Source organism: Pseudomonas sp. B21-021, from assembly GCF_024749205.1.
Classification (GTDB): Bacteria; Pseudomonadota; Gammaproteobacteria; order Pseudomonadales; family Pseudomonadaceae; genus Aquipseudomonas; species Aquipseudomonas paraglycinae.
This window is the reverse complement of sequence record NZ_CP087192.1, coordinates 3,299,553-3,320,302: the sequence shown is the minus strand read 5'-3', so window position 1 is coordinate 3,320,302 and position 20,750 is coordinate 3,299,553. Positions and strand designations below refer to the sequence as shown.

Below are 20,750 nucleotides of genomic sequence, written 5' to 3'. Positions count from 1 at the left end.
TTACCCATGAATCAATTGACTGAACTCATCCCGGCTGGCATCAGCGCGCTTGATCTGAAATTACTGCGCCAGACCATCGCCTTGTCCGAGGCATCGAAGCAACGCGGTCGCCATCCGTTCGCGGCATTGGTGGCCGACCGCAACGGCAAGGTGATTGTCGAAGCGGGGAACAACTCGATGCCCCCGGAAGGTGATCCGACGCAGCACGCCGAGTTAGTGGCAGCGGCGGCAGCGGCAAAACGGCTGTCGCCGCAGGAGTTGGAACTGTGCACGCTGTACACCAGTGCCGAACCTTGCTGCATGTGCGCCGGCGCCGTGTATTGGACGGGGATCGGGCGGGTGGTCTATGCCTTGTCGGAGCATGCCTTGCTGGGTTTGACGGGGGACCACCCGGAGAACCCGACGTTCTCGCTGCCGTGCCGCGAAGTGTTCGCCAAGGGGCAACGCAAGGTCAGCGTGCTGGGGCCGATGTTGGAGGGGGAGGCCGCTGAACCGCACAGAGGGTTTTGGTCCTGACAGGTTTGAAACGAAGCTTAAGCGGTGTGAGGTCGCGCACTCGCACGCGACGTCTGCGATAATGACGCCCCACTGAGGCGCGAAGGCATCGAGTGCTCGTCTCGGCATCCGGAATCAGGCTTTGGAGGGCTTTATGCGTGACATTATTGATGGCTTTCTGCGGTTTCAGCGCGAGGTGTATCCACAACGCGTCGAGCTTTTCAGGCAGCTTGCGACAGAGCAAAACCCAAAGGCGTTGTTTGTCACATGCTCGGACAGTCGTGTAGTGCCTGAACTGCTCACACAGCGTGAGCCGGGTGAGCTGTTCGTGATCCGCAACGCCGGCAACATTGTGCCGTCATATGGTCCTGAACCGGGTGGTGTTTCGGCTACCGTCGAATATGCGGTTGCAGTGCTCGGGGTACGGGACATTGTGATCTGCGGCCACTCGGATTGCGGAGCGATGGGCGCGATTTCACGCTGCACGTGTCTGGATCATCTTCCGGCAGTTGCCAACTGGCTTCGGCACTCGGACGCCGCGAAAGCGATCAACGCGGCGCATGAGTTCGATACGCCACGCGACAAACTCGATGGCCTCGTTCGTGAAAACGTGATCGCACAACTGGCGAACCTGCGCACCCATCCATCGGTGGCGCTTGCGCTTGAGCAAGGACGCTTGAATTTGCATGGCTGGGTCTATGACATCGAGGCGGGCTGCATCGATGCGCTGGATGGTGCAACTCGGCGCTTCGTCAAGCTTTCCGATTCACCGACCACCGTTGCCGTTGCTGCGCGCAATGCTGGTCAGTTGTAACTCGCGGAAGGACTGCACGTCGCTGATGACGAGAATTCTCTAAGCATGCGTTGAGTCAAGGGCTGGGCACCTTATGCCAAGCCTGCGCTCGCGCTATGCGTTTTGCCCGAAGCAGAGGACTGCCGAGGCCGTCGCGGCAGTCCTTTGCCTCTTTGTCTCAACTTACTCCTGGAGTGAGATCCAACCGTTCGCCTGTGCAAGAGTGGCACTGCCGGCGCCAGTGGAGCCTGGCCAGGCTTATAAGCGCTTTCCCTGTCTACCGCAGCGTTAACTTGGCTACGTCGTACAAATGCCAGAGGTCCAGCGGTTGTATTGGGTGCATCCAATGCCTCGGTTCGTCGATCATGAGCAACACTGGAACATCATCCGAATCGCACCTTACGCCGAGAGTTAATCAGGCTCTTGGAGCGAGCTGAACCATTCGGCATAAGGGGAGTTGACGACCAGCCGCCGGTTGAAGTCAGGGCTTCCATCAGCCCACCAGACAGGCCCCCGTTCCCCGAGGGCCACTTTGGCCATCTGTACCTTTTCCCGAGCGCGCTTCAGTTGCGACCCGTCTTGCGCACTCTTAGCGTTCTTGACCTCTCGTCGAGCGGCCATAAGCGCATCGACAAGACGCTGGCGCACATCTTCATCCAAAGACGGGTTGGAACATCGCCATAGCTGGCCTTTGACAACAAAGTAGCGACCGTCTGGTGTCACTGGATGCATTCCTGTCTCCGACCGTTCAAAGAGCACTTATCCAAAAAATCAGCAAGGACGGCTATCTCGGTTTTCGAGCAGGAAGGCGATTGGCTTGTTTGACTCCAAGCATTATTCCCAGTACTAGCGCGGCGCCTGCCGCCAGAAGTATTGGATATGGATGTTTACCTGACATCCGGACGCCCTCGACTCCGAGTTGATCGCTTGCCGGAGCAGGTCGATGCCGTGATAGCGATGGAGTAAGACTGCTTGGACTGGCAGGCGATTCGACATCTGCCCTGTACGGCATTTCGTTCAAGGGCAAACGCGCACCGTCCGCGAGAGTCAGGATGAGGTCCTCGACAGTGCCGGCGAGCCGATCGGGAAACACCGGCTCACCCGTGGGACCAAGTTCATCGTAATAAAACTGCTTTCCTTCCAGCCAACCTATGGCCGTCATCAATTCCGGGCCAAGATAATATTTTCCGTCGAGGAAGAAACCCGGGAAATGTCGCGTGCGTTCGAGACTGTCTATGGTGTAGCGCTCGCCTGCCTTCATACCGGTTGCTGGATCGATCATGATGAAATCCTCAGATTCGCTGGTGTTGCGATAGAGGACGGGGCCTGGCGCAACGTTCCATCGACATTACCGAAAGGCTGTGCTTCGTCAGACCTTTTGAACCTAATTCGAAAACTGTTGCTCAACCGGGAAATGTTCGGGGGGAGTGAAATGAATGCTTTCAAGAATCAACTGACGCTTGAGCAGGAATCCAGATTGAAAGCCCTGGATGCCTGGCATCGTGCGTTGGAGAACCGAGCGTTACGGATGGAGTGTCCCGATGCCTATCACGAGGAACTATTGCGCCAGTCTGATGAGATGCATCGGTTGGGTATGTTGACCGATTCCGAATGGCGTGACCTGAGAAGGGAGGCAGATGTGGCCTATCTGCGTGCGGTCGCCGGTGAGGATTATCACTGAGGTCATTCAGCTCATGTCTGTTGCCGACGACACTGTTCACTACCCCCGCGGGCCGTGGAACGAAGGGGAGGACTGGGAGTTCGTAGAGAATCCAGCGCCGGCGGTGGATGGAGGCGAGGGCACCGCGACTGTGCAATTGAGCGCCGAGGATGAAGCGCTGCTCATGGACATGACGGGTGCGGACTTGGGGGCGGGTGTGCAAGGCGAACCACAACCTTAACGACGTGACCGCACAAAAGGCGTGCGGTTTGTTCATCTCAAGACAACTGGAGGGTGCGATGTCCGAGCCGTTGACCTCATATGGCGCAACACTTCGCTCACGGTTTGTTCGGTTCTCAAAATCCGGATGGGGCGGGCTAGCCTTCTGGTCAATTCTGATTGGCGTGACGCTTTACTTGCTGATCAGCGGGTATGGTGCCTTTGTCGGCGCCAACAAACAAAATCTGCACTTTGCATTTCTAGGCGGCATGTCAGGCTTCGCTGCGACGGCCATAGGTGCGGTGGCAGCGATCGCGTTACGTGATATCGCCGCCAGAACGCAGGACATCATGCTGGGCTTCGCTGCCGGGATGATGCTGGCCGCCAGTTCGTTTTCGCTCATTCTTCCGGGTATCGAAGCCGCCCAGGAGCTCTGCGGTAACCAGCTGCTCGCAGCCTGTGTCGTCGTTGCAGGATTGGGATTGGGGGTAGCGCTGATGATCGGTCTGGATCGCTTCGTGCCTCACGAACATGAGAAAAGCGGTCGCCGTGGGCCCGAGGTGCAGCGCATCAATCGCGTATGGCTGTTTGTTCTGGCAATCACGCTGCATAACCTGCCGGAGGGGATGGCCATTGGAGTGAGCTTTGCCAATAGCGACATGAAGGTGGGATTGCCGCTAACCACTGCCATCGCCATTCAAGACATTCCCGAAGGCCTGGCTGTGGCCCTTGCGTTACGCGTGACCGGGATTTCAGCGCTTCGCGCTGCGCTTATTGCGGTGGGCTCAGGGTTGATGGAGCCCATAGGCGCGATCGTCGGCTTGGGGATTTCGAGCAGCTTCGCATTGGGATATCCCATAGCGCTCGGTCTGGCGGCGGGCGCGATGATTTTTGTGGTGTCCCATGAGGTCATTCCCGAGACCCATCGCAACGGTCATGAGACACCTGCAACCTTGGGGTTGATGCTCGGTTTCGGGGTCATGATGTTTCTCGACACGGCTTTGGGTTGACCCTTTACCTCCCATCCATCATTGGACGGTTTGGTTGAAGAAACTAGAAGCAAAAATCCGACGGTAGACGTCGCGATCCCACCTGCACTGCCTTTCAATTACGTGCAACAAGGAGAAATCATGACAACGCACAGGCTGACAACGAAGGGCTTGCAGTTGAACGTGTCGATCTGCGGTCAAGGCTCTCCGCTGCTTTTGCTCAATGGTTTGGGTGGTTTGATTCGTACTTTCGATCCGCTGCGCAATGAACTTGACGACTTCATGACCATCACGCTGGACGTGCCAGGAGTCGGCAAGTCGCAAATGCTCCGTTGGCCCTTTCGCCTGCCAAGCCATGCCGACGTGATTGCCGGGATGCTTGAGCAATTGGGGATCGAGCAGGTCGATGTGTTCGGTGTGAGTTGGGGAGGTGCATTGGCTCAGGAGTTCGCTCTTCGTTACCCGAGCAGGGTACGCAGGTTGATCCTCGCGGCGACCTCTCCCGGCCCATTGCTGTTGATGAAGCCTGCAGACGTTATGGATTTTTTCCGCAAGAGTAAAAACACCAAAACACACAAGCAAGAAAGATCCGGCCATTCAGTTCAGACGCTGCTGCGGTTCGGTGTGATGAAAGGCATGCTCTCTGTTAATCCGCGAACCTACTATTTCCAGCTCGCAGCCTTGATTGGATGGACAAGCCTGCTTCGGTTGTCCCGGCTGCTTCAACGCACGCTGATTCTTGCCGGCGACCGCGATCCGTTAATACAGGCGTACAACGGCCATATCCTGCGCCGCACAATTGGACGTTCAGAACTTCGCCTTCTGAAGGGTGAGGGACATTTCTTTGTGGTGACCAGCGCTAGACGAACTGCCGTCCTGGTTCGCGAATTTCTTTGCCGCCATTACGACGATGAAGAGAAGGCGCCGAGGATCGCGAACTGAAACACCAAGGCTGGCCTGGAGCGCACACGCTCGTCTCATCAATAGTCGCTCTGCACCTGATAAAGAAAAGGGTAGACCCGCTATCGCGCTGCTGCTAAAGCAGCGCCTTACGCGTGCTCTTCAAGCCTGCGCACATCACCCAACGAATCACGTTGCATCGACTGCAAGTTCTTTTCAATGGTTTCGCACAGTGCCTCCATTTGAATCTGGTGTTCGCTGTGGCGAAACGGGCTTTGCAGATCGGTGCCGATGCGTTCGATGGCCAGCAGCATGAATCCCACCACGGTCGACGCCAGCGGCGTGAACCAGCCCAGGGATTCGACCAGTCCCACCGGCACGATCAAGCAGAACAGCGAAATAAACAGCCGCGGAAAATAGACGTAAGGGTAGGGCAGCGGAGTATTGGCGATCCGCTCCATGCCGCCCTGACTGTTGGACAGGTCGACCAGCGTCGACTCAAGCCGCGCCAGGCGAATACTGTCCAGATGCCCGGCCTTGTATTCCTTGGCGAGCAAAGTCGCGGAGCCGGTGAGAATATCGTTGGCAAAGTTATTGGTCGTGCCACTGCGGGCGAACTCTTCGGCGGGAATAAACGCCCGCACCTCGTCAGGACAAGGCTGGCCTTGCAGATGCGCGGCGAGGCAGTTCACATACGCGACGTGGCGGCGCAGTAGAGTGGATTTGACCGGATTCACCTCGCCGCCGGCGTCGTCCAGCAGCGTCAGCACCTGCCGGGCGAAGCTGCGGGAGTTGTTGATCATCGCCCCCCACAACGTCCGCGCTTCCCACCAGCGGTTGTAGGCGCTGCTGTTGCGAAAACTGATCAATACGATCAACGCCGAACCCAGCAAGGTCAGCGGCATCAGCGGCAGGTTCAGCTTGGCGTTTAGGAACAGCATGAAGTCGACGGTGACGGCGATGTCCCACAGCAGCAACCAGAACAGAGACCAGCCCACGTAGCCCAGGGTCTTGATGATCAGGCGGTATTTTTTGACGATGGCAGCTTTCAAACGGAAACCTCGTGGCGAGCAGTTTGCTTAAACGCTTAAGCTCGGACGATGCCTGGCACCGGCAGTTCCCTGGTGAAGCAGCCAACCGTCAGTCAATCTGCGAAGCCCGGCCATCTGATTGGCCAATGCTTGCGAGAAAAATCCTCGTATGGCGCCTCGTTCCGTTTCGGCAACGTTGTTTGACGGGGACGGGAAGAATCGCCGCGAGCACCCTGTGCATCGTCGGTATTCAATGCCCGCGGCTGCTGCGAATCAACTCATAGGCCCGGCGCACCAGCGGATTGATCGTATTCGAACGGATCCACAGGTAGTAGGTGACGTCCGGCAAGCGGGGCAAGCCATCGCTTTCCCCCAGTACCCGCATATCCGGGCCCAACATTTCCATGCTTCTGGCGGTGACGCCAAGACCTGCGCGCGTCGCCGCTTTGATGCCAATCAGGTTCGATGCGAGATAAGCCTGACGCCAGGGAATGTTGGCGCGCTCCAGGGCCTCCAGGGCATACCGTCGATAGATACTCGGTTCGTCGACCAGAATCAGCGGCAACGTCTCGCCGGGGTTATGAATGAACTGCGCAGAGCAAATCCACCATACCGGCGAAGTGCGCAACGCAAAACCTTCCAGATTGGGTGCTTCGCGGGTGGAGATCACCATGTCGATCTTGCCCCGTTGCAGATCGTCCATGAGAAACGGGCTGCGGCCGACATCGATCTCCAGGCGCAAGCGCGGAGCCGAACGCGCGATGTGACTGAGGATCGGGGGCAGGATGGTGTCGGCGATGTCATGGGGCGAGCCGATACGCAACACGCCGCTCAAGCTGCTTTCGCGCAGGGAGTTCAGCGCATCATCGTTGAGTGAAAGCATCTGCCGGGCATGGCGCAGCAACTGCTGTCCGGCTTCCGTCAGCTGCTTTTGCCGCCCGCGCTTTTCGAACAGGTTGACCCCGACCTGTTGCTCCAGGCGCTGCATGTGCTGAGTGACCGACGACTGGGTGCGGGCCAGTTGCACGCCGGCCTCGGCAAAGCTGTGGTGATCGACCACGGCAATGAACGTGCGCAGCAATTCGAGATCGAGGATCGTCATAGGCAGGTTTTATATCAAAGGGACGAACTTAAACATTACATATCTTTATGCATTGGAAGGAAGTTTTTTCTCTTGATGTTCTCTTGAGTCAATAAGTTCAGGATTATATGCGTTTGGTAAAAAAGTGACGGCGCCTGAGTTATAACGATATTAGATATTTGTATTTCCGTTATGCCGGTGCTGTCAGCAGGATGCCCACTCACTGGATCGGGGTTTGCCGATCAATCACGAGGGGAAATCCATGTTGTCCGATCGCGCGCCTTCAAAACGTTTTTTGCCCCTGATGCTGGGCGCCTTCATATCGCTGGCCGCCAGCACCGCTGCCCTGGCTGATGCGACGCTGGACAAGATCGAGCAACGTCATGTGCTGGTGGTCGGCGTGTTGTTGTCAGGCGGCCCCTTTGGCGGGATTGATCCTGCCACACAGAAACCGCGTGGTTTGAACGTCGAACTGGCCGAGGAACTGGGTCGGCGGCTAAGCGCCGAGGTGCAACTGGTGCCGGTATTGCCAGCCAACCGCGTGCAATTCCTGCAACAGGGCAAAGTGGATTTGCTGATCGCCAACATGGAATGGACGGCGGAGCGCGGTGAGATCCTCGGTTTCGTACCCACACCGTTTTATCGAGTTGGCGGTACTGCCGCCGTGCTGAAGGACAGCAAGATCGCTCGTTGGGAGGATTTGAAAGGGCAACCGGTCTGCACTTCCCAGGGCAGCAGCTACATCAAGCCGCTCACTGAACTGGGCGTCGAGTTGAAAGCTTTCAAAAGTTCATCGGAGTCCTTGTTGGCTCTGCGTGGCAACAACTGCGTTGCGGCAGTTCATGACGCCACCCTGATCAATCCGTTAATCGCCGACAGCGCCGAGTGGCGAGGCTACCGCGCCATCACCCCGGAGCTCAATCCGGCGCCTTCGGTGATCTGGACACGCCGTGGTGAAAACGACACTCAGGCCAGGCTCGACCCGATTGTGAAGGAACTGCACCGCAGCGGCTGGTTGATCGAAGCCCAGACTCGCAACCACATCACCCCCGCGTCACCGGCGCTGGTCGAACTGCAAAAACAGTTTCAAGCCAACGGGGCCTGAAATTCCTCCCTCAGAGTTCTCATCCGACCGTCGTGTCACTCGACGGTCGTCCAAGGTAGCCCTGCATGAAACGTCATTTTTCCGCTAAAGCCCTGACCACGTTTTGCCTCGGCGCCCTGGTTGCCATCGGCACCAGTGCCGTCCGGGCCGATGCCACGCTGGACAAGATCCGCCAACGCCACGAAATCAGCGTCGGGGTGATCCTCAGCGGCCCGCCGTTCGGCACCATAGATCCCAAGACCGGCGAGCATCTGGGTTACAACGTCGAACTCGCCAAGGGTGTAGCCAAGGCTCTGGGTGTGGAAGCGAAAACGGTGTCGGTGCTGGCGCCTAACCGGGTGCAGTTTCTGCAGCAAGGCAAGGTCGACATCCTGATCGCCAACATGCAGTTCACCGATGAGCGTGCGCAGATTCTCGACTATGTGCCGACGCCCTACGAGGAAGTGGGCGGGGCGGCGCTGATCCGCAAGGGCGCGGGCATCACTCGGTGGGCAGACCTGAAGGACAAGCCGGTGTGCGTGTCCCAGGGCAGCAACTTCATCAAACCGTTGCAGGAAACCTACGGTGCGCAGATCAAGGCGTTCCGCAGCCAGTCCGAATCGTTGCTGTCGCTGCGCGGCAACGGCTGTGTGGCGGCGGTGCACGTCAGCCCGACCATGCACGCCTTGCTCGGCGATGCCGAATGGGCCGGTTATGAAATTCCGCTGCCCAATGATCTGATTCCCTCCAACTCGGTGATCTGGCTGCGCAAGGGCGAGCACGACACTCAGGCGAAACTCGACGCCATCGTGCGCGATTGGCACCGCAGCGGCTGGCTGATTGCATTGGGCGAGCGCACCGGCATGGCGCCGTCCCAGGCCCTGCGTGATCTGCACGAGCAGTATCGCAACGCTCAACCGCTGGCGTCGCAGCCATGAGTGAGGTTTTGTTTGCGCAGTTGCAACAACTGCTGGGCGAGCGTCATGTGCAGCGCAGCGAAGAGGCGAGCGCTTTTCTGACTGACAAGCAGGGGCGCTACGTGGGCGCGGTGATCGCAGCCGTGCACCCCGGCAATACCGAAGAAGTCGCGGCAGTGGTGCGGGTTTGCGTCGCTGCCCGCGCTCCAATCGTGGTTCAGGGCGGCAACACAGGCCTGATGGGCGCGGCGACGCCGGATGCCAGCGGGCGTTCGGTGTTGCTGTTGCTCGATCGCTTGAATCGAGTGCGCGCAGTGGACACCGACAACGACACGCTGACCGTCGAGGCCGGCTGCATTCTGCAACACGTGCAACAGGTCGCCGAGGAAGCAGGGCGGCTGTTTCCCCTGAGTCTGGGGGCCGAGGGCAGTTGCACGATCGGCGGCAATCTGGGCACCAACGCCGGCGGCACGGCTGTCCTGCGTTATGGCAACACCCGTGAGCTGACCCTCGGGCTGGAAGTGGTAACGGCCGAGGGCGAGATCTGGCATGGCCTGCGTGGGTTGCGCAAGGACAATACCGGCTACGACTTGCGCGACTTGTACATCGGCAGCGAAGGCACCCTGGGCATCATCACTGCCGCAACCCTGAAACTGTTCCCGCTGCCCAAGGCGCAATCCACGGCCTTCCTCGCGTTCGATTCGCTGGTGCAAGCGGTAGCATTTCTCTCCCATGCCCGCTCCGGTTTCGGCGCCGGGCTTACCGCATTCGAGTTGCTCAACGCCGATTGCCTGGCGTTGCTGCGCGAGCAGTTTCCTGAAGCCCCGCAACCTTTTCTCGGCGCTGTACAGCCGTGGTTTGCGCTGCTCGAACTCTCCGACAATCGCGGTGAAGCACAAGCCCGCGAGGCCTTTGAAAGCGTGCTGGGCGAAGCCTTCGAGCAAGGCTTGCTGGCCAATGCACTGATTGCCGAAAGCCTGGCCCAGAGTCAGGCCCTGTGGTTGCTGCGGGAGAACATGAGCGAGGCGCAGAAGCGCGCCGGGCGCAATATGAAGCACGACATCTCGGTACCCATTTCCAGGGTCGTGGATTTCGTCGCCCACACCGATGCCCTGTTGCAGGTGCACTTTCCGGGCGTGCGGCACTTCACCTTCGGCCACCTGGGCGATGGCAACCTGCATTACAACGTCGCCCATCCGCTGCATTCGACCGTCGATGAACACATGGCCCATTACGCCGCGCTGAGTCTGCTGGTGCACGACAGTGCCCACGCCCATGGCGGCTCCATCAGCGCGGAACACGGGATCGGCCAGCGCAAGCGCGACATGCTGACGCGTTACAAAAGTCCGGTGGAGCTGGATCTGATGCGCCGTATCAAACAGGCGTTGGATCCGAACAACCTGCTCAATCCCGGTAAGGTCATTGAGGTGTCCCGCTCATGACGCTCCGTCTCTCCAGACGCGTGCAACGCGTCTCGCTGTCCGCCAACGCGGCAGCCAAATCCCGCGCCACCGAACTGCGTGACGGCGGTCGCGACATTCTCGACCTGACCACCGGCGAGCCGGATTTCGACACGCCCGAACACATCAAGCAGGCCGCTTGCGCAGCGATTGCCGCCGGCGCCACCAAATACACCCCGACGCCCGGCGTCAAAGGCTTGCGCCTGGCGGTGCAACGCAAGCTCGAGCGGGAAAACCACCTGAGCTATCCGCTGCCCTCGATTGTGATTGCCAACGGTGCCAAGCAGATCATCTTCAATGCCTTTGCTGCCACCCTCGACGACGGCGATCAAGTGCTGGTTCCGGTTCCGTACTGGCCGTCGTTTCCGGACAGCGTGCGGTTCAACGGTGGCGAACCGGTGTTCATCGAATGCCCGCTGGAGCAAGGCTGCAAACTCACGGCTGCGCAGCTGGAGCAGCGCATTGGCGAGCGTACCCGCTGGCTGATTCTCAACGGGCCGGGCAATCCCAGCGGCGCGGTTTATACCGAGGCAGAATTGCGAGCGATTGCCACCGTACTGAGGCGGCATCCGCAATTGCTGATCCTGCTGGATGAACTCTACGAACACATTCGTTTCGACGACCGTCCGGCGCTGAATCTGCTGAACGTTGCGCCAGATCTGCAAGAGCGTTGCCTGCTGGTCGGCGGTGTTTCGAAAACCTATGCCATGACCGGCTGGCGCGTCGGCTTCGGCGCCGGGCCGCAGGCGCTGACAACGGCCATGACCGTGGTGCAATCGCAATCCACATCCGGCGCATCGTCCGTTGGCCAGGCTGCTGCGCTGGCGGCGCTGGAGGGTGGCCTGGGGTTTCTGCCGCCGCAGGTCGAGGCCTATCAGCTGCGACGGGATTTGCTGCTCGACGCGCTGCGCCCGGTGGAGGGTCTGCAGGTGCTTGAGCCACAGGGCGGCTTCTTTGTGTTTGTCCGCTGCGCCGGCTTGATCGGCCGATATCGCCCTGACGGGCAGCGGATGAGCAGCGACGTCGATGTCGTCGACTATCTGCTGGAGGAGGGCGTTGCCGGTGTGGCGGGCAGTGCTTATGGTCTGTCGCCGTGGTTCCGCCTGTCCATCGCCACGGCCACTGACAATGTCGTTGAAGCGGGACGCCGAATCGCACGAGCCTGCGCGCAGCTACGGAGCGAGCCATGACTCACTGGCTGGAGCTTTTCGTTCACTGGACGGCGGGGCTGGGTCTGAACTACAGCTTTCTGCTGGACGCGTACCAGCGCGGCACACTCGGGCAAGGCGCACTTACCACCGCATTGCTGTGTGCGTTCACCATCGTCGGCAGTTTGTTGGCCGGTGTCGCACTGGCGGCGATGCTGACATCGGGCAAGTCGTGGCTGGCGACACCGGCCCGAATCTTTGTCGAAGTCACGCGCAACACGCCGACGCTGGTGCAGCTGTACTGCGCCTTCCTGGTGTTGAACATGCTGCTGACCCAGGCGGTGGGTGCGGCCAATCCGCTGACACCGTTTGCCTGGGTGGTGATCGTGATCTCTTTGCACAAGGGCGCGTTCCATGCCGAAGCCTTGCGCGCCGGCATCGAGGCGGTGCCTGCGGTGACACTGGAAGCGGCCAGTTCGCTGGCTTTCAGCAGCCGGCAGTTGTTGTGGAATGTGCAGCTCCCGCTGGCCCTGCGTTTTGCGCTGCCCTCGCTGATCAACAACCTGATCGACCTGGTGAAGATGACCGCTGTGGCGTCGGCCATTGCCGTGGGCGACATCACGTACGCGGCGATCATGATCTGGACCCAGAGTGACAACGTGCTGGAACTGATGATCCTGATCCTGAGTTTTTTCGGTCTGCTGAGCTTTATCGTCAATTGCGTGGGGCGCTACCTCGAAGCGCGCCTGAGGATGCCCGGTTATGGCCACTGAATCGACCGTCACTGCAATGACGGCCCTGCCGCGCCGACACCTCGGCAAGCTGTTGATAGTGGCGGGCATCGCATTGGCGCTGCTGTATTTCAGCGCGCAGAGCCCGGTGCTCAAGGCCTTGCTGCAATGGTCGCCGGCACTGGCGGCGGGCTTCGCGCAGAACATTCTGATCAGCCTGGTGGCCATCGGGCTGGGTTCGCTGCTGGGGTTGCTGGTAGGGGCTCTGGCCTTGTCGCCGTTGCGCCTGATGCGTCTGCCGGCGCAAATCTGGGTGCAGGTGTTTCGCAATGCTCCTTGGCTGGTACTGATCTATTTCACCACCTACGTGTTTCCGTTCGAGATCCGTTTTGCCGGCACTTACGTGGCGTTTCCGGACTGGGTCAAGGTCACCCTCGGCCTCGCGCTGCCGGCCAGCGCCAACGTCGCGGAGATCTTTCGTGGTGCCGTGGCGTCGATCCCGGCCACGCAATGGGAAGCTGCTCGTTCGCTGGCTTTCACGCGGGGGCAGATCTTCCGCTCGATCATCCTGCCGCAGTGTTTCAAACGCATGCTGCCGCCGTGGATGAACCTGTACGCGGTGATCACCATGGGCACGGCGCTGGCTTCGCTGGTGGGCGTGCATGACGTGATCGATACCGCACAGATCGCCAGCAATACCGTGAACATGACCGGTTTTACCGTAGTGATCTACTTCAGCCTGCTCGCGCTGTTCTTCGCCTATTGCTACCCGATATCCCGACTCACCCGACGCCTGGAGCGACGTTATGCCTTCTATTGAAACCGGCGGCGAACCGCTGATCCGCCTGCGGGATTTGCACCTGTCGTTCAGTGGCAACCCGGTACTCAAGGGCATCGATCTGGAGGTGCATCGCGGCCAGGCGGTGTCGATTATCGGCCCGTCGGGTTCCGGCAAGTCGACGATTCTGCGCTGCATCACCGGGTTGTTGCAGCCCCAGCGCGGCAGCATCCGGGTCGGCGCTACCGACGTCCACACCCTGACGCAGGAAGCGCAGCGCATCCAATTGCGCAAACGCGTGGGGTTCGTGTTCCAGCAGTACAACCTGTTCCCGCACCTCTCGGTGCTGGAAAACCTGGTGGTGGCGCCACGCAAGGTATTGGGGCGCAATCGGGTCGACGCCGAGAAAGACGCGCGCGCCTTGTTGGCCAAAGTGCGTCTGGACCACAAGGCCGATGCCTATCCCGGCCAACTGTCCGGCGGTCAGCAACAGCGCGTGGCGATTGCCCGTGCCCTGGCGATGCGCCCGGAATTGATCCTGTTCGATGAAGTGACCTCGGCCCTCGATCCGGAAACGGTCGGCGAAGTGCTGACGGTGATTCGCGAACTGACCGAGGAAGGCATGACCTGTGTGCTGGTGACCCACGAGATGCGGTTTGCCGAGGAAATCAGCGATGTCGTCTATTTCACCGAAAACGGGGTCATCGTCGAGCACGGCAGCGCCGCGCAGATTTTCCAGCACCCCGTTAGCGAACGAACCCAGACCTTCTTGCGCCACGCCCTGGGCGATCCGGGTCGGCGCGCGGCGCTTGCCAATGATCCTTATCTGTTGACCAACCTCAGCCGCTACAGCCTGTCCGTCTGACCCGAGGAGATATTAATGAGTACCGTGAACCGTGCCGATGTCATCGAGGACTTCCTGAAGAAAGTCCGCGTCATCCATCAACGGGGCGTCGACCGCGCTGCGCTGGACGAAATCGTCAGCCTGCTGGAAACGCTCGCCGAACGCCGCGACCTGTTCAACTTCGATGAATTCCCGGCGCCGGTGCCGGGGCAGGGCAGCACCGCGTTCCGCTACCGTCTCAACGATGACGGCGACACCCCGACGCTGTACCTGAACTCGCTGCTGCCGGGCAAAAGCACCATCCCCCACAACCACGAGACCTGGGCAATCATCAGTGCCATCGAAGGCCAGGAAATCAACTACGTCTATACCCGCAGCGATGAGGGCCGCGAGCCTGGTTTCACCACGTTGCACCTGCAAAAGGAAGTCATCGTGCAGCCCGGCACCTCAATCTCGTTTTTGGGTGAAGACTTGCACGGGATTCGTGTCGATGGCCAACAGCCGACCCTGCATTTCCATTTGTACGGCTTGCCGCTGGAATCCCTCAACGGGCGTTACGGCGTTGAGGCCGACGGGCGCATTCTCAACTACAACGCCTCGCAAATGGCGCCGTCGATCAAGGCCTACGCATGATCGATCTGTATTACTGGCCGACCGGCAACGGTTTGAAAGTCGGCATTCTCCTGGAAGAACTGGGGCTGGAGTACCGCGTGCTGCCAGTCAACATCCGTGAGGGTGAACAGAAGCAGGCGGCATTCCAGCGCATCAGCGCCAACGGGCGGATTCCGGCGATTGTCGATCATGCGCCTCACGGCTTGATTGAACCGCTGAGCCTGTTCGAATCCGGTGCCATCCTCAATTATCTGGCCGACAAGGCCGGACGATTCCTGCCAGCGGCGGGCACTGCCGAACGTCAGAAGGTGCAGGAATGGCTGTTCTGGCAAGTGGGGCACGTCACGCCATACCTGAGTCAGTTGCAGCTGTTCAAGGAGAAGGCGCCGCAACCGCAGGCGTTTGCCCTGGAACTGCTGGCGGGCGAGGCGGCGCGCTTGTATGGCGTGCTGGAGCGACGGTTGTCCGAAGTGCCCTGCGTGGCCGGTGATTATTCCATCGCCGACATGGCGATATTCCCGTGGATTCAGCCGCAGCGACAGGGGCAGGAACTGCAGGATTTTCCGCACATTCGGGCCTGGCGCGAACGCCTCAAGGCGCGCCCGGCCATTCAACGTGCGTATGCCAAGGGCCGCGACGTGGCGGCCAGTGAACGCGCTCTGGCGCTTCAATAATTTTCTTTCGAGCGCAACCCCATGAGTCAGATCGTAACCCCAGCGCAATTGCAGCAGTGGCTGTTCGACGGGCAGGAAATTGCCCTGTTCGATGTGCGTGAACATGGCCAGTATGGCGAAGCCCATCCGTTCTTTGCCGTCAATCTGCCCTATAGCCGGCTGGAACTGGAGGTTCGGCGACTGGCGCCCAACCCTCAAGTGCGACTGGTGATTCATGACCAGAACGGCGGCGATGTTGCCACGCGTGCCGCGCGGCGCCTTCAGGCGTTGGGGTATGACCGCGTGCATATTCTTGAGGGCGGTGCCGATGGGTGGCAGGCCGCCGGTCATCAGTTGTTTGCCGGCGTGCATGTGCCATCCAAGGCATTTGGCGAATTGGTCGAAGAGGTCAATCACACCCCCCATGTCACCGCGCAACAACTGGCCGAATGGCAAACCCGAGGCGAGCCTCTGGTGCTGCTCGACGGCAGGCCGTTCGATGAATACTACAAAATGACCATTCCTGGTTCCGTGTGCTGCCCCAATGGCGAACTGGGGTATCGCATCCATGACCTGGTGCCTGACGAAGACACGCCGATCGTGATCAATTGCGCCGGTCGTACCCGCAGCATTATCGGTGCGCAGACCCTGATCAACCTCGGATTGAAGAACCCGGTGTACGCCTTGGAAAACGGCACACAAGGCTGGTATCTGGAGGACTTCGAGCTTGAGCACGGCAGCACCCGGCGTTATGCCGAGTCGGTGACCGCAGCGCCATTGACCACACAGCGCCTGGCGGCTGCCCGACTGGCCGAAAGAGCCGGCGCAGAGACAGTGACGGCTGCACAGGTCGAGCAATGGGCCGGCGATGCTGATCGCAGTCTGTTTTTGTGTGATGTGCGCACCGCCGAAGAGTTTGCCGCCGGCAGTCTGCCGGGCGCGCAACACACGCCAGGCGGTCAGTTGGTTCAATCGACCGATCTGTATATCGGCGTGCGCCAGGCGCGACTGGTGCTGATCGACAGCGATGGTGTCCGCGCCCGGATTGTCGCGAGCTGGCTGCGTCAGGCGGGGCATGAAGCCTATGTGCTGGCAGGGGGTGTGAGCAGCACGCTGTCGCTGCCGGAAAGCGATGGGGTCGCCCACGAGGCATTGCCCCTGATCACGGCGCAGGCACTTTCCGATGCACTGAAGGATGACGCCGTCGCGCTGATCGATCTGCGGCCGAGCATGACTTATCGCAAGGGCCACATTGCCGGGGCGCGCTGGTCGATTCGCTCCTTGCTCGCACAACACGTGGCGGGCGAGCAGCGGCCGCTGGTGCTGTTGGCCGAGGTTGCCCAACTGGCTGCGCTCGCCTCACAGGAACTGCCACAAGCTCAGCGCGCGCAGGTACGGCTGCTGGACGGCGGCCTTGATGCCTGGCGTGCGGCCGGTTTTGCCGTGCAGGAAAGTCCGGACGCGCTCACTGATGAGCAATGTATTGATTTTCTGTTCTTTACCCATGACCGCCACTCCGGCAACAAGGACGCAGCGCGTCAATACCTGACGTGGGAAATCGGTTTGCTGGCGCAGATGAACGCCGACGAAATCGCCAGTCTCGAACCGTTGCAGGTGCAGGCACGTCCGGGGTCGCACGTGCATACGCGGCTGGTGCATTCGGCACTGGCCCAGGGGGCCGGTGGCCGCGCAGTCAATGTGCCGGTGACTCGCTTGAGTACGGTGTTGTTCGACAACCTGGCGCAAATGCGTGACGCCAGTGCTCGTCGTGATAGCGAGCGGGTACTGAGTTATGGCGCGCGCGGCAATCCGACGGCGTTCGCCCTCGAAGACCTGGTCACCGAGCTGGAGGGTGGGTATCGCACGCGCTTGTACGGTACCGGGCTGGCAGCGATCGCACAGACGTTTCTCGCTTATCTGCGACCCGGTGATCATGTGCTGATCACCGACGCGGTATACGCGCCGGTGCGACGCCTGGCACGGGAGTTTCTTCAGCCCTTCGGCATTGAAGTCAGCTATTTCGCGGCCGACGGCCGTGACCTGGAGGCCCGGCTGCAAGCCAATACCCGAATGGTCTACACCGAAGTGCCTGGCTCGTTGTTGTATGAACTGTGCGACTTGCCGGCCATGGCTGCCCTGTGCAAGCCGCGAAGTATCCTGCTGGCTGTCGACAATACCTGGGGCTCCGGTTACCTGTACCGTCCCTTGGCGCTCGGTGCAGATATCTCGATCATGGCACTGACCAAATACCTGAGCGGCCACAGTGACGTGGTCATGGGCAGCGTCTGCATGACCGAAGACGCATGGCCCGCACTGGCGGCCATGAGCGACAGCTTTGGAGCGACCGTCAGCCCTGACGATGCGTATCTGGTGCTGCGTGGCGCTCGAACGCTCGCGTCACGACTGCAAGTGCACGAGCGTCAGGCTCTGGAAGTCGCCCACTGGTTACAGGCACACCCGCAGGTGAAGCAGGTGTTCCATCCGGCCTTGCACGATCATCCCGGCCATGCCTTGTGGCGCCGGGACTTCACTGGCAGCAATGGCCTGCTGTCCTTTGAATTGCGTGAAACGGACGCCGCGTACGTGGAAAGTTTCATCGATGCGCTGCAACTGTTCGGATTGGGGGCTTCCTGGGGCGGTTTTGAAAGTCTGATCACCGTGGCCGATACCGGCGATCGCGACAGTGCGGCGGATCGCTTATTGAATCCGGTGTTGCGCTTGCACGTCGGCCTGGAGGATGTCGCCGACTTGATTGAAGATCTGCAGCGCGGGTTTGCGGCTTTGGAAAGGGATCAAGGTCGTGCCGTTTGATGTTCGCTCACTCAGTGAGGGGGCTCTGAGGTAGCGTCTGCACAGGCGCGGAACACTCCATCAAAACCGGGCTGAGTCTGCTGCTGGATGTCAGCCCGTCGATGAGTCGATCAAGCGTTGACCGGCACGGCTCTGGGCCTGCGATACAGGATCGTTGTCGGTGCGCAGCACGTCCGGCGGTCGGCACGCAGCAAAACCAGATCGCTTTGAAAAGCACCTCCGGAAAACCGGGCGGGAAAGCCTAAGCTCATTCCAAAAAGATATTTATTTAATCTTTTTAAGATCGTTTAGCTTTTAGCAAAGAAAACGTGCAGCGCCTCGCTTGCGGCGTTTTTTTGCCTCAGGCCAACCCTGTCCGCGGTTATTGCCTGAGGCTCCTGTCCATTTTTTCTACCCTGAACGGCCATATATCTGGCCGTCAGCGGTTCGTTGCCGGGAGCCCTCGTGACACTTATTAAAACCTCTTTGGCAGCGGTACAGGTCGGCTTGCCTGAACGATTGGCCCCACTCACCGACGATAGCGCCGAGGAGGGCGATGTTGTCCTGGAACTGCGAGGCGTCACTAAAGCTTATCTGCGCAAGGGCGGATCGCCGTTGCCGGCTGTCAACCATGTCAGCTTGAAGGTCCGGCGCGGCGAAGTGCTGTGCCTGATGGGCACCTCCGGCAGCGGCAAATCGACCTTGCTTCGCCATATCAATCGTTTGATCGAACCCACCAGCGGTGAGGTCTTGATTGAAGGTCAGGCTATCAGCGGTCTGAGCCACAAAGCGTTGCGGGATTTGCGCTCGCGGCGAATCGGCATGGTGTTCCAGCATTTTGGTCTTTTGCCCCATCGCACGGTGCTGGACAACGTTGCGCTGCCTCTGGAGTTGCGCGGCGAATCCGAGGCCGTCCGGCACGCAGCGGCCACCCGACAGTTACAGGCGATGGGCCTTGAGGGATGGGGCGAGCATTATCCCCACGAGTTGTCCGGCGGTATGCAGCAAAGGGTCGGTCTTGCGCGGGCATTGGTGACTGATCCGGATATTCTCCTGATGGACGAGCCTTTCAGCGCGCTGGATCCGACCATCCGGCGAGACCTGCAAAGGCACTTTCTGGCCTTGGTACGCGAGCGCGGGATTACCACGTTGCTGGTCACCCACGATCCTGCCGAAGCGGTCCGTCTCGCTGATCGGATAGCGGTATTGCGCCAGGGACGTCTGGTGCAGTCGGGCACCCCGAAACAGCTGCTCGAGACACCGGCCGATGCTGAGGTCGCGGATTTTTTCCGCGATTGCCTTCCAGCCGCACCGGTATTGCACGATGCCGGTGGCGCGGTACGTCAGGTTCCCGAAACGGCACCGAAGGAGCAACCGGTTCAGCCGGGCTTGCGCGGCTGGCAAGCCCTGTTGCTCGGGCCGGCAGCGCTGGCGGCGCGGGGCCGAGGCGGGTTGTTCTGGCTCGGGTTCGCCGCAGAACTCGCGGCTCTGGCCACTGCGGTGCAGGGCATCGCGAGCGCATCCTGGATATCGGTCGTGGTGGGATTGGCCTTGCTGGCGGCCAGTCGTTTCACCGCGTATTCGCTGAGCCGTCAACCGGTGCGGCGCGCCGTTTCGAGTTGGGCGTTGCCGCTGGCGGTGCTGCTGGTCAGTCAGGCATTGGTGATCTGGCGCGTGTTGACGCCCGATACCACCCAGGCGTTCTTGCAGTTCCCGGCCAGCCGCCAGGCGCTGTTACTGACTGCACAGAGCCTGGATGATTTTATTGGTTGGTCACAGGTGACATTCGAGAGCGCTTTTGTCGGCGTGATCGTTGCGGTTCGCACGGTCATTGAAGGAATCGAATCCCTGCTTGGTTGGCTGCCTTGGCCGGTTTGCGCGCTGGCGCTGGTATTGCTGGCCTGGCGCTCGGCGGGCATGGCCCTGGCGCTCACCAGCAGCGCAGCGTTGTTGTATATCGGCCTGTTCGGGTTTTGGGAGCGGACAATTGCCACGCTGGCGCTGGTTGGTTCGTCGGTGCTGATCGCACTGGTGATCGGCGTACCCACCGGCATTTTGCTGGCGAAGCGGCCGTTTGCCCGCAGGCTGCTCACGCCTTTGCTGGATGTCATGCAGACCCTGCCGACCTTTGTCTACCTGATTCCCGCTGTGGCGTTCTTCTCGGTGGGCAAGACTCCGGCAGTCATTGCGACGGTGATTTTTGCCCTGGCACCGATGATTCGTCTGACGTCCCTGGGCATTCAGGAAGTCCCGAAGGATGCCGTGGAAGCGGCAATCGCCCATGGAGCGAACCCTTGGCAAACCCTGGTGAAGGTGCAACTGCCGCTGGCGCGAAGATCACTGTTGCTGGGGATTAATCAGACCATTGTCATGAGCCTGTCGATGGTGGTGGTTGCTGCCCTGATCGGCGCTGGAGGACTGGGTTACGACGTCATGACGGCGTTGCGCAATATCAAGGGCGGCGAGGGCGTGCTGGCCGGCGTGGCGATCGTGCTGTGTGCATTGATCCCCGATCGAATCATTCAATCGAGCTTGCGCAAGCAAGACCATCTGCATAACTGAACA

20 protein-coding genes and 1 pseudogene are annotated in these 20,750 nt (G+C 60.1%); 17 read left to right on the top strand and 4 right to left on the bottom strand.

Annotated elements, in window-relative coordinates:
• Nucleotides 1-6: 6 nt before the first annotated feature.
• Both LOY31_RS14730 and LOY31_RS14725 read left to right on the top strand, forming a co-directional pair.
• On the top strand, nucleotides 7-516 hold the full coding sequence (locus tag LOY31_RS14730; RefSeq protein WP_221533262.1) for a nucleoside deaminase: 510 nt from the start codon (nucleotides 7-9) through the stop codon (nucleotides 514-516).
• A gap of 133 nt (nucleotides 517-649) precedes the next feature.
• Nucleotides 650-1,309 (top strand): carbonic anhydrase, encoded by a 660-nt coding sequence (locus LOY31_RS14725; protein ID WP_127798173.1) that lies wholly within the window; start codon nucleotides 650-652, stop codon nucleotides 1,307-1,309.
• 390 nt (nucleotides 1,310-1,699) lie between these two features.
• Here the strand turns inward: LOY31_RS14725 and LOY31_RS14720 are convergent, their stop codons facing one another.
• Together LOY31_RS14720 and LOY31_RS29395 are read right to left on the bottom strand one after the other, a co-directional pair.
• Nucleotides 1,700-2,020 carry a hypothetical protein gene (locus LOY31_RS14720; RefSeq protein ID WP_129974205.1) on the bottom strand — a complete coding sequence of 107 codons (321 nt, stop codon included), beginning with the start codon at nucleotides 2,018-2,020 and terminating at the stop codon, nucleotides 1,700-1,702.
• A 52-nt stretch (nucleotides 2,021-2,072) separates the two neighbouring features.
• The gene (locus LOY31_RS29395) at nucleotides 2,073-2,570 is read right to left on the bottom strand and encodes a short chain dehydrogenase (protein ID WP_221533263.1); all 498 of its coding nucleotides are present in this window, start codon (nucleotides 2,568-2,570) and stop codon (nucleotides 2,073-2,075) included.
• Between the two features lie 150 nt (nucleotides 2,571-2,720).
• Between LOY31_RS29395 and LOY31_RS14710 the strand changes: the two genes are divergently transcribed.
• The 4 genes and pseudogenes from LOY31_RS14710 (at nucleotide 2,721) to LOY31_RS14695 (ending at nucleotide 5,098) form a co-directional block, all read left to right on the top strand.
• A complete protein-coding gene (locus LOY31_RS14710; RefSeq protein WP_221533264.1) occupies nucleotides 2,721-2,969 on the top strand; it encodes a hypothetical protein in 249 nt (82 codons plus the stop codon).
• A 46-nt stretch (nucleotides 2,970-3,015) separates the two neighbouring features.
• Nucleotides 3,016-3,189, top strand: a pseudogene (locus LOY31_RS14705) (manganese catalase family protein); the annotation flags it as partial.
• 58 nt (nucleotides 3,190-3,247) lie between these two features.
• Entirely contained in the window at nucleotides 3,248-4,177 is a 930-nt protein-coding gene (locus LOY31_RS14700; protein ID WP_221533265.1) for a ZIP family metal transporter, read from the top strand.
• 120 nt (nucleotides 4,178-4,297) lie between these two features.
• The gene (locus LOY31_RS14695; RefSeq protein WP_221533266.1) at nucleotides 4,298-5,098 is read left to right on the top strand and encodes an alpha/beta fold hydrolase; all 801 of its coding nucleotides are present in this window, start codon (nucleotides 4,298-4,300) and stop codon (nucleotides 5,096-5,098) included.
• A gap of 107 nt (nucleotides 5,099-5,205) precedes the next feature.
• On the opposite strand, the gene LOY31_RS14690 is transcribed toward LOY31_RS14695, so the two are convergent.
• Both LOY31_RS14690 and LOY31_RS14685 read right to left on the bottom strand, forming a co-directional pair.
• The gene (locus tag LOY31_RS14690; protein ID WP_039768508.1) at nucleotides 5,206-6,108 is read right to left on the bottom strand and encodes a bestrophin family protein; all 903 of its coding nucleotides are present in this window, start codon (nucleotides 6,106-6,108) and stop codon (nucleotides 5,206-5,208) included.
• 229 nt (nucleotides 6,109-6,337) lie between these two features.
• Entirely contained in the window at nucleotides 6,338-7,189 is an 852-nt protein-coding gene (locus LOY31_RS14685) for a LysR substrate-binding domain-containing protein (protein WP_064596666.1), read from the bottom strand.
• Between the two features lie 241 nt (nucleotides 7,190-7,430).
• Here LOY31_RS14685 and LOY31_RS14680 point away from each other — a divergent pair, with 241 nt between their 5' ends.
• The 11 genes from LOY31_RS14680 (at nucleotide 7,431) to LOY31_RS14630 (ending at nucleotide 20,747) form a co-directional block, all read left to right on the top strand.
• Nucleotides 7,431-8,273, top strand: coding sequence for a transporter substrate-binding domain-containing protein (locus LOY31_RS14680; RefSeq protein ID WP_064596664.1), 843 nt, complete (start codon nucleotides 7,431-7,433; stop codon nucleotides 8,271-8,273).
• 65 nt (nucleotides 8,274-8,338) lie between these two features.
• On the top strand, nucleotides 8,339-9,190 hold the full coding sequence (locus tag LOY31_RS14675) for a transporter substrate-binding domain-containing protein (RefSeq protein ID WP_064596663.1): 852 nt from the start codon (nucleotides 8,339-8,341) through the stop codon (nucleotides 9,188-9,190).
• Complete coding sequence (locus LOY31_RS14670; protein ID WP_221533268.1) at nucleotides 9,187-10,611, top strand: FAD-binding oxidoreductase; 1,425 nt, start codon at nucleotides 9,187-9,189, stop codon at nucleotides 10,609-10,611. Before LOY31_RS14675 ends, LOY31_RS14670 begins: the two co-directional genes overlap by 4 nt.
• Nucleotides 10,608-11,819 (top strand): aminotransferase class I/II-fold pyridoxal phosphate-dependent enzyme, encoded by a 1,212-nt coding sequence (locus LOY31_RS14665; protein ID WP_221533269.1) that lies wholly within the window; start codon nucleotides 10,608-10,610, stop codon nucleotides 11,817-11,819. The genes LOY31_RS14670 and LOY31_RS14665 overlap by 4 nt, the downstream gene beginning before the upstream one ends.
• Nucleotides 11,816-12,550, top strand: a complete 735-nt coding sequence (locus LOY31_RS14660) for an amino acid ABC transporter permease (protein ID WP_064596656.1) — start codon at nucleotides 11,816-11,818, stop codon at nucleotides 12,548-12,550. Before LOY31_RS14665 ends, LOY31_RS14660 begins: the two co-directional genes overlap by 4 nt.
• A complete protein-coding gene (locus LOY31_RS14655; protein WP_221533270.1) occupies nucleotides 12,540-13,328 on the top strand; it encodes an amino acid ABC transporter permease in 789 nt (262 codons plus the stop codon). The genes LOY31_RS14660 and LOY31_RS14655 overlap by 11 nt, the downstream gene beginning before the upstream one ends.
• Nucleotides 13,315-14,151, top strand: a complete 837-nt coding sequence (locus LOY31_RS14650; RefSeq protein ID WP_221533271.1) for an amino acid ABC transporter ATP-binding protein — start codon at nucleotides 13,315-13,317, stop codon at nucleotides 14,149-14,151. Before LOY31_RS14655 ends, LOY31_RS14650 begins: the two co-directional genes overlap by 14 nt.
• A gap of 15 nt (nucleotides 14,152-14,166) precedes the next feature.
• On the top strand, nucleotides 14,167-14,763 hold the full coding sequence (locus LOY31_RS14645) for a cysteine dioxygenase (protein WP_127798165.1): 597 nt from the start codon (nucleotides 14,167-14,169) through the stop codon (nucleotides 14,761-14,763).
• Nucleotides 14,760-15,416 (top strand): glutathione S-transferase family protein, encoded by a 657-nt coding sequence (locus LOY31_RS14640; protein ID WP_221533273.1) that lies wholly within the window; start codon nucleotides 14,760-14,762, stop codon nucleotides 15,414-15,416. The genes LOY31_RS14645 and LOY31_RS14640 overlap by 4 nt, the downstream gene beginning before the upstream one ends.
• A 21-nt stretch (nucleotides 15,417-15,437) precedes the next feature.
• Entirely contained in the window at nucleotides 15,438-18,206 is a 2,769-nt protein-coding gene (gene metC / locus LOY31_RS14635) for a cystathionine beta-lyase (protein ID WP_258711733.1), read from the top strand.
• Between the two features lie 486 nt (nucleotides 18,207-18,692).
• Nucleotides 18,693-20,747, top strand: coding sequence for an ATP-binding cassette domain-containing protein (locus tag LOY31_RS14630; protein ID WP_221533333.1), 2,055 nt, complete (start codon nucleotides 18,693-18,695; stop codon nucleotides 20,745-20,747).
• The last annotated feature ends 3 nt before the right edge of the window (nucleotides 20,748-20,750 follow it).

Bases quoted from the DNA above. Each gene is read 5' to 3' on its own strand.
- LOY31_RS14680 (WP_064596664.1), top strand. From the start codon at position 7,431: ATGTTGTCCGATCGCGCGCCTTCAAAACGTTTTTTGCCCCTGATGCTG.
- LOY31_RS14645 (WP_127798165.1), top strand. From the start codon at position 14,167: ATGAGTACCGTGAACCGTGCCGATGTCATCGAGGACTTCCTGAAGAAA.
- metC (WP_258711733.1), top strand. From the start codon at position 15,438: ATGAGTCAGATCGTAACCCCAGCGCAATTGCAGCAGTGGCTGTTCGAC.
- LOY31_RS29395 (WP_221533263.1), bottom strand. From the start codon at position 2,570: ATGATCGATCCAGCAACCGGTATGAAGGCAGGCGAGCGCTACACCATA.
- LOY31_RS14730 (WP_221533262.1), top strand. From the start codon at position 7: ATGAATCAATTGACTGAACTCATCCCGGCTGGCATCAGCGCGCTTGAT.
- LOY31_RS14720 (WP_129974205.1), bottom strand. From the start codon at position 2,020: ATGCATCCAGTGACACCAGACGGTCGCTACTTTGTTGTCAAAGGCCAG.
- LOY31_RS14670 (WP_221533268.1), top strand. From the start codon at position 9,187: ATGAGTGAGGTTTTGTTTGCGCAGTTGCAACAACTGCTGGGCGAGCGT.
- LOY31_RS14655 (WP_221533270.1), top strand. From the start codon at position 12,540: ATGGCCACTGAATCGACCGTCACTGCAATGACGGCCCTGCCGCGCCGA.
- LOY31_RS14695 (WP_221533266.1), top strand. From the start codon at position 4,298: ATGACAACGCACAGGCTGACAACGAAGGGCTTGCAGTTGAACGTGTCG.
- LOY31_RS14700 (WP_221533265.1), top strand. From the start codon at position 3,248: ATGTCCGAGCCGTTGACCTCATATGGCGCAACACTTCGCTCACGGTTT.
- LOY31_RS14650 (WP_221533271.1), top strand. From the start codon at position 13,315: ATGCCTTCTATTGAAACCGGCGGCGAACCGCTGATCCGCCTGCGGGAT.
- LOY31_RS14675 (WP_064596663.1), top strand. From the start codon at position 8,339: ATGAAACGTCATTTTTCCGCTAAAGCCCTGACCACGTTTTGCCTCGGC.
- LOY31_RS14710 (WP_221533264.1), top strand. From the start codon at position 2,721: ATGAATGCTTTCAAGAATCAACTGACGCTTGAGCAGGAATCCAGATTG.
- LOY31_RS14660 (WP_064596656.1), top strand. From the start codon at position 11,816: ATGACTCACTGGCTGGAGCTTTTCGTTCACTGGACGGCGGGGCTGGGT.
- LOY31_RS14640 (WP_221533273.1), top strand. From the start codon at position 14,760: ATGATCGATCTGTATTACTGGCCGACCGGCAACGGTTTGAAAGTCGGC.
- LOY31_RS14665 (WP_221533269.1), top strand. From the start codon at position 10,608: ATGACGCTCCGTCTCTCCAGACGCGTGCAACGCGTCTCGCTGTCCGCC.
- LOY31_RS14685 (WP_064596666.1), bottom strand. From the start codon at position 7,189: ATGACGATCCTCGATCTCGAATTGCTGCGCACGTTCATTGCCGTGGTC.
- LOY31_RS14725 (WP_127798173.1), top strand. From the start codon at position 650: ATGCGTGACATTATTGATGGCTTTCTGCGGTTTCAGCGCGAGGTGTAT.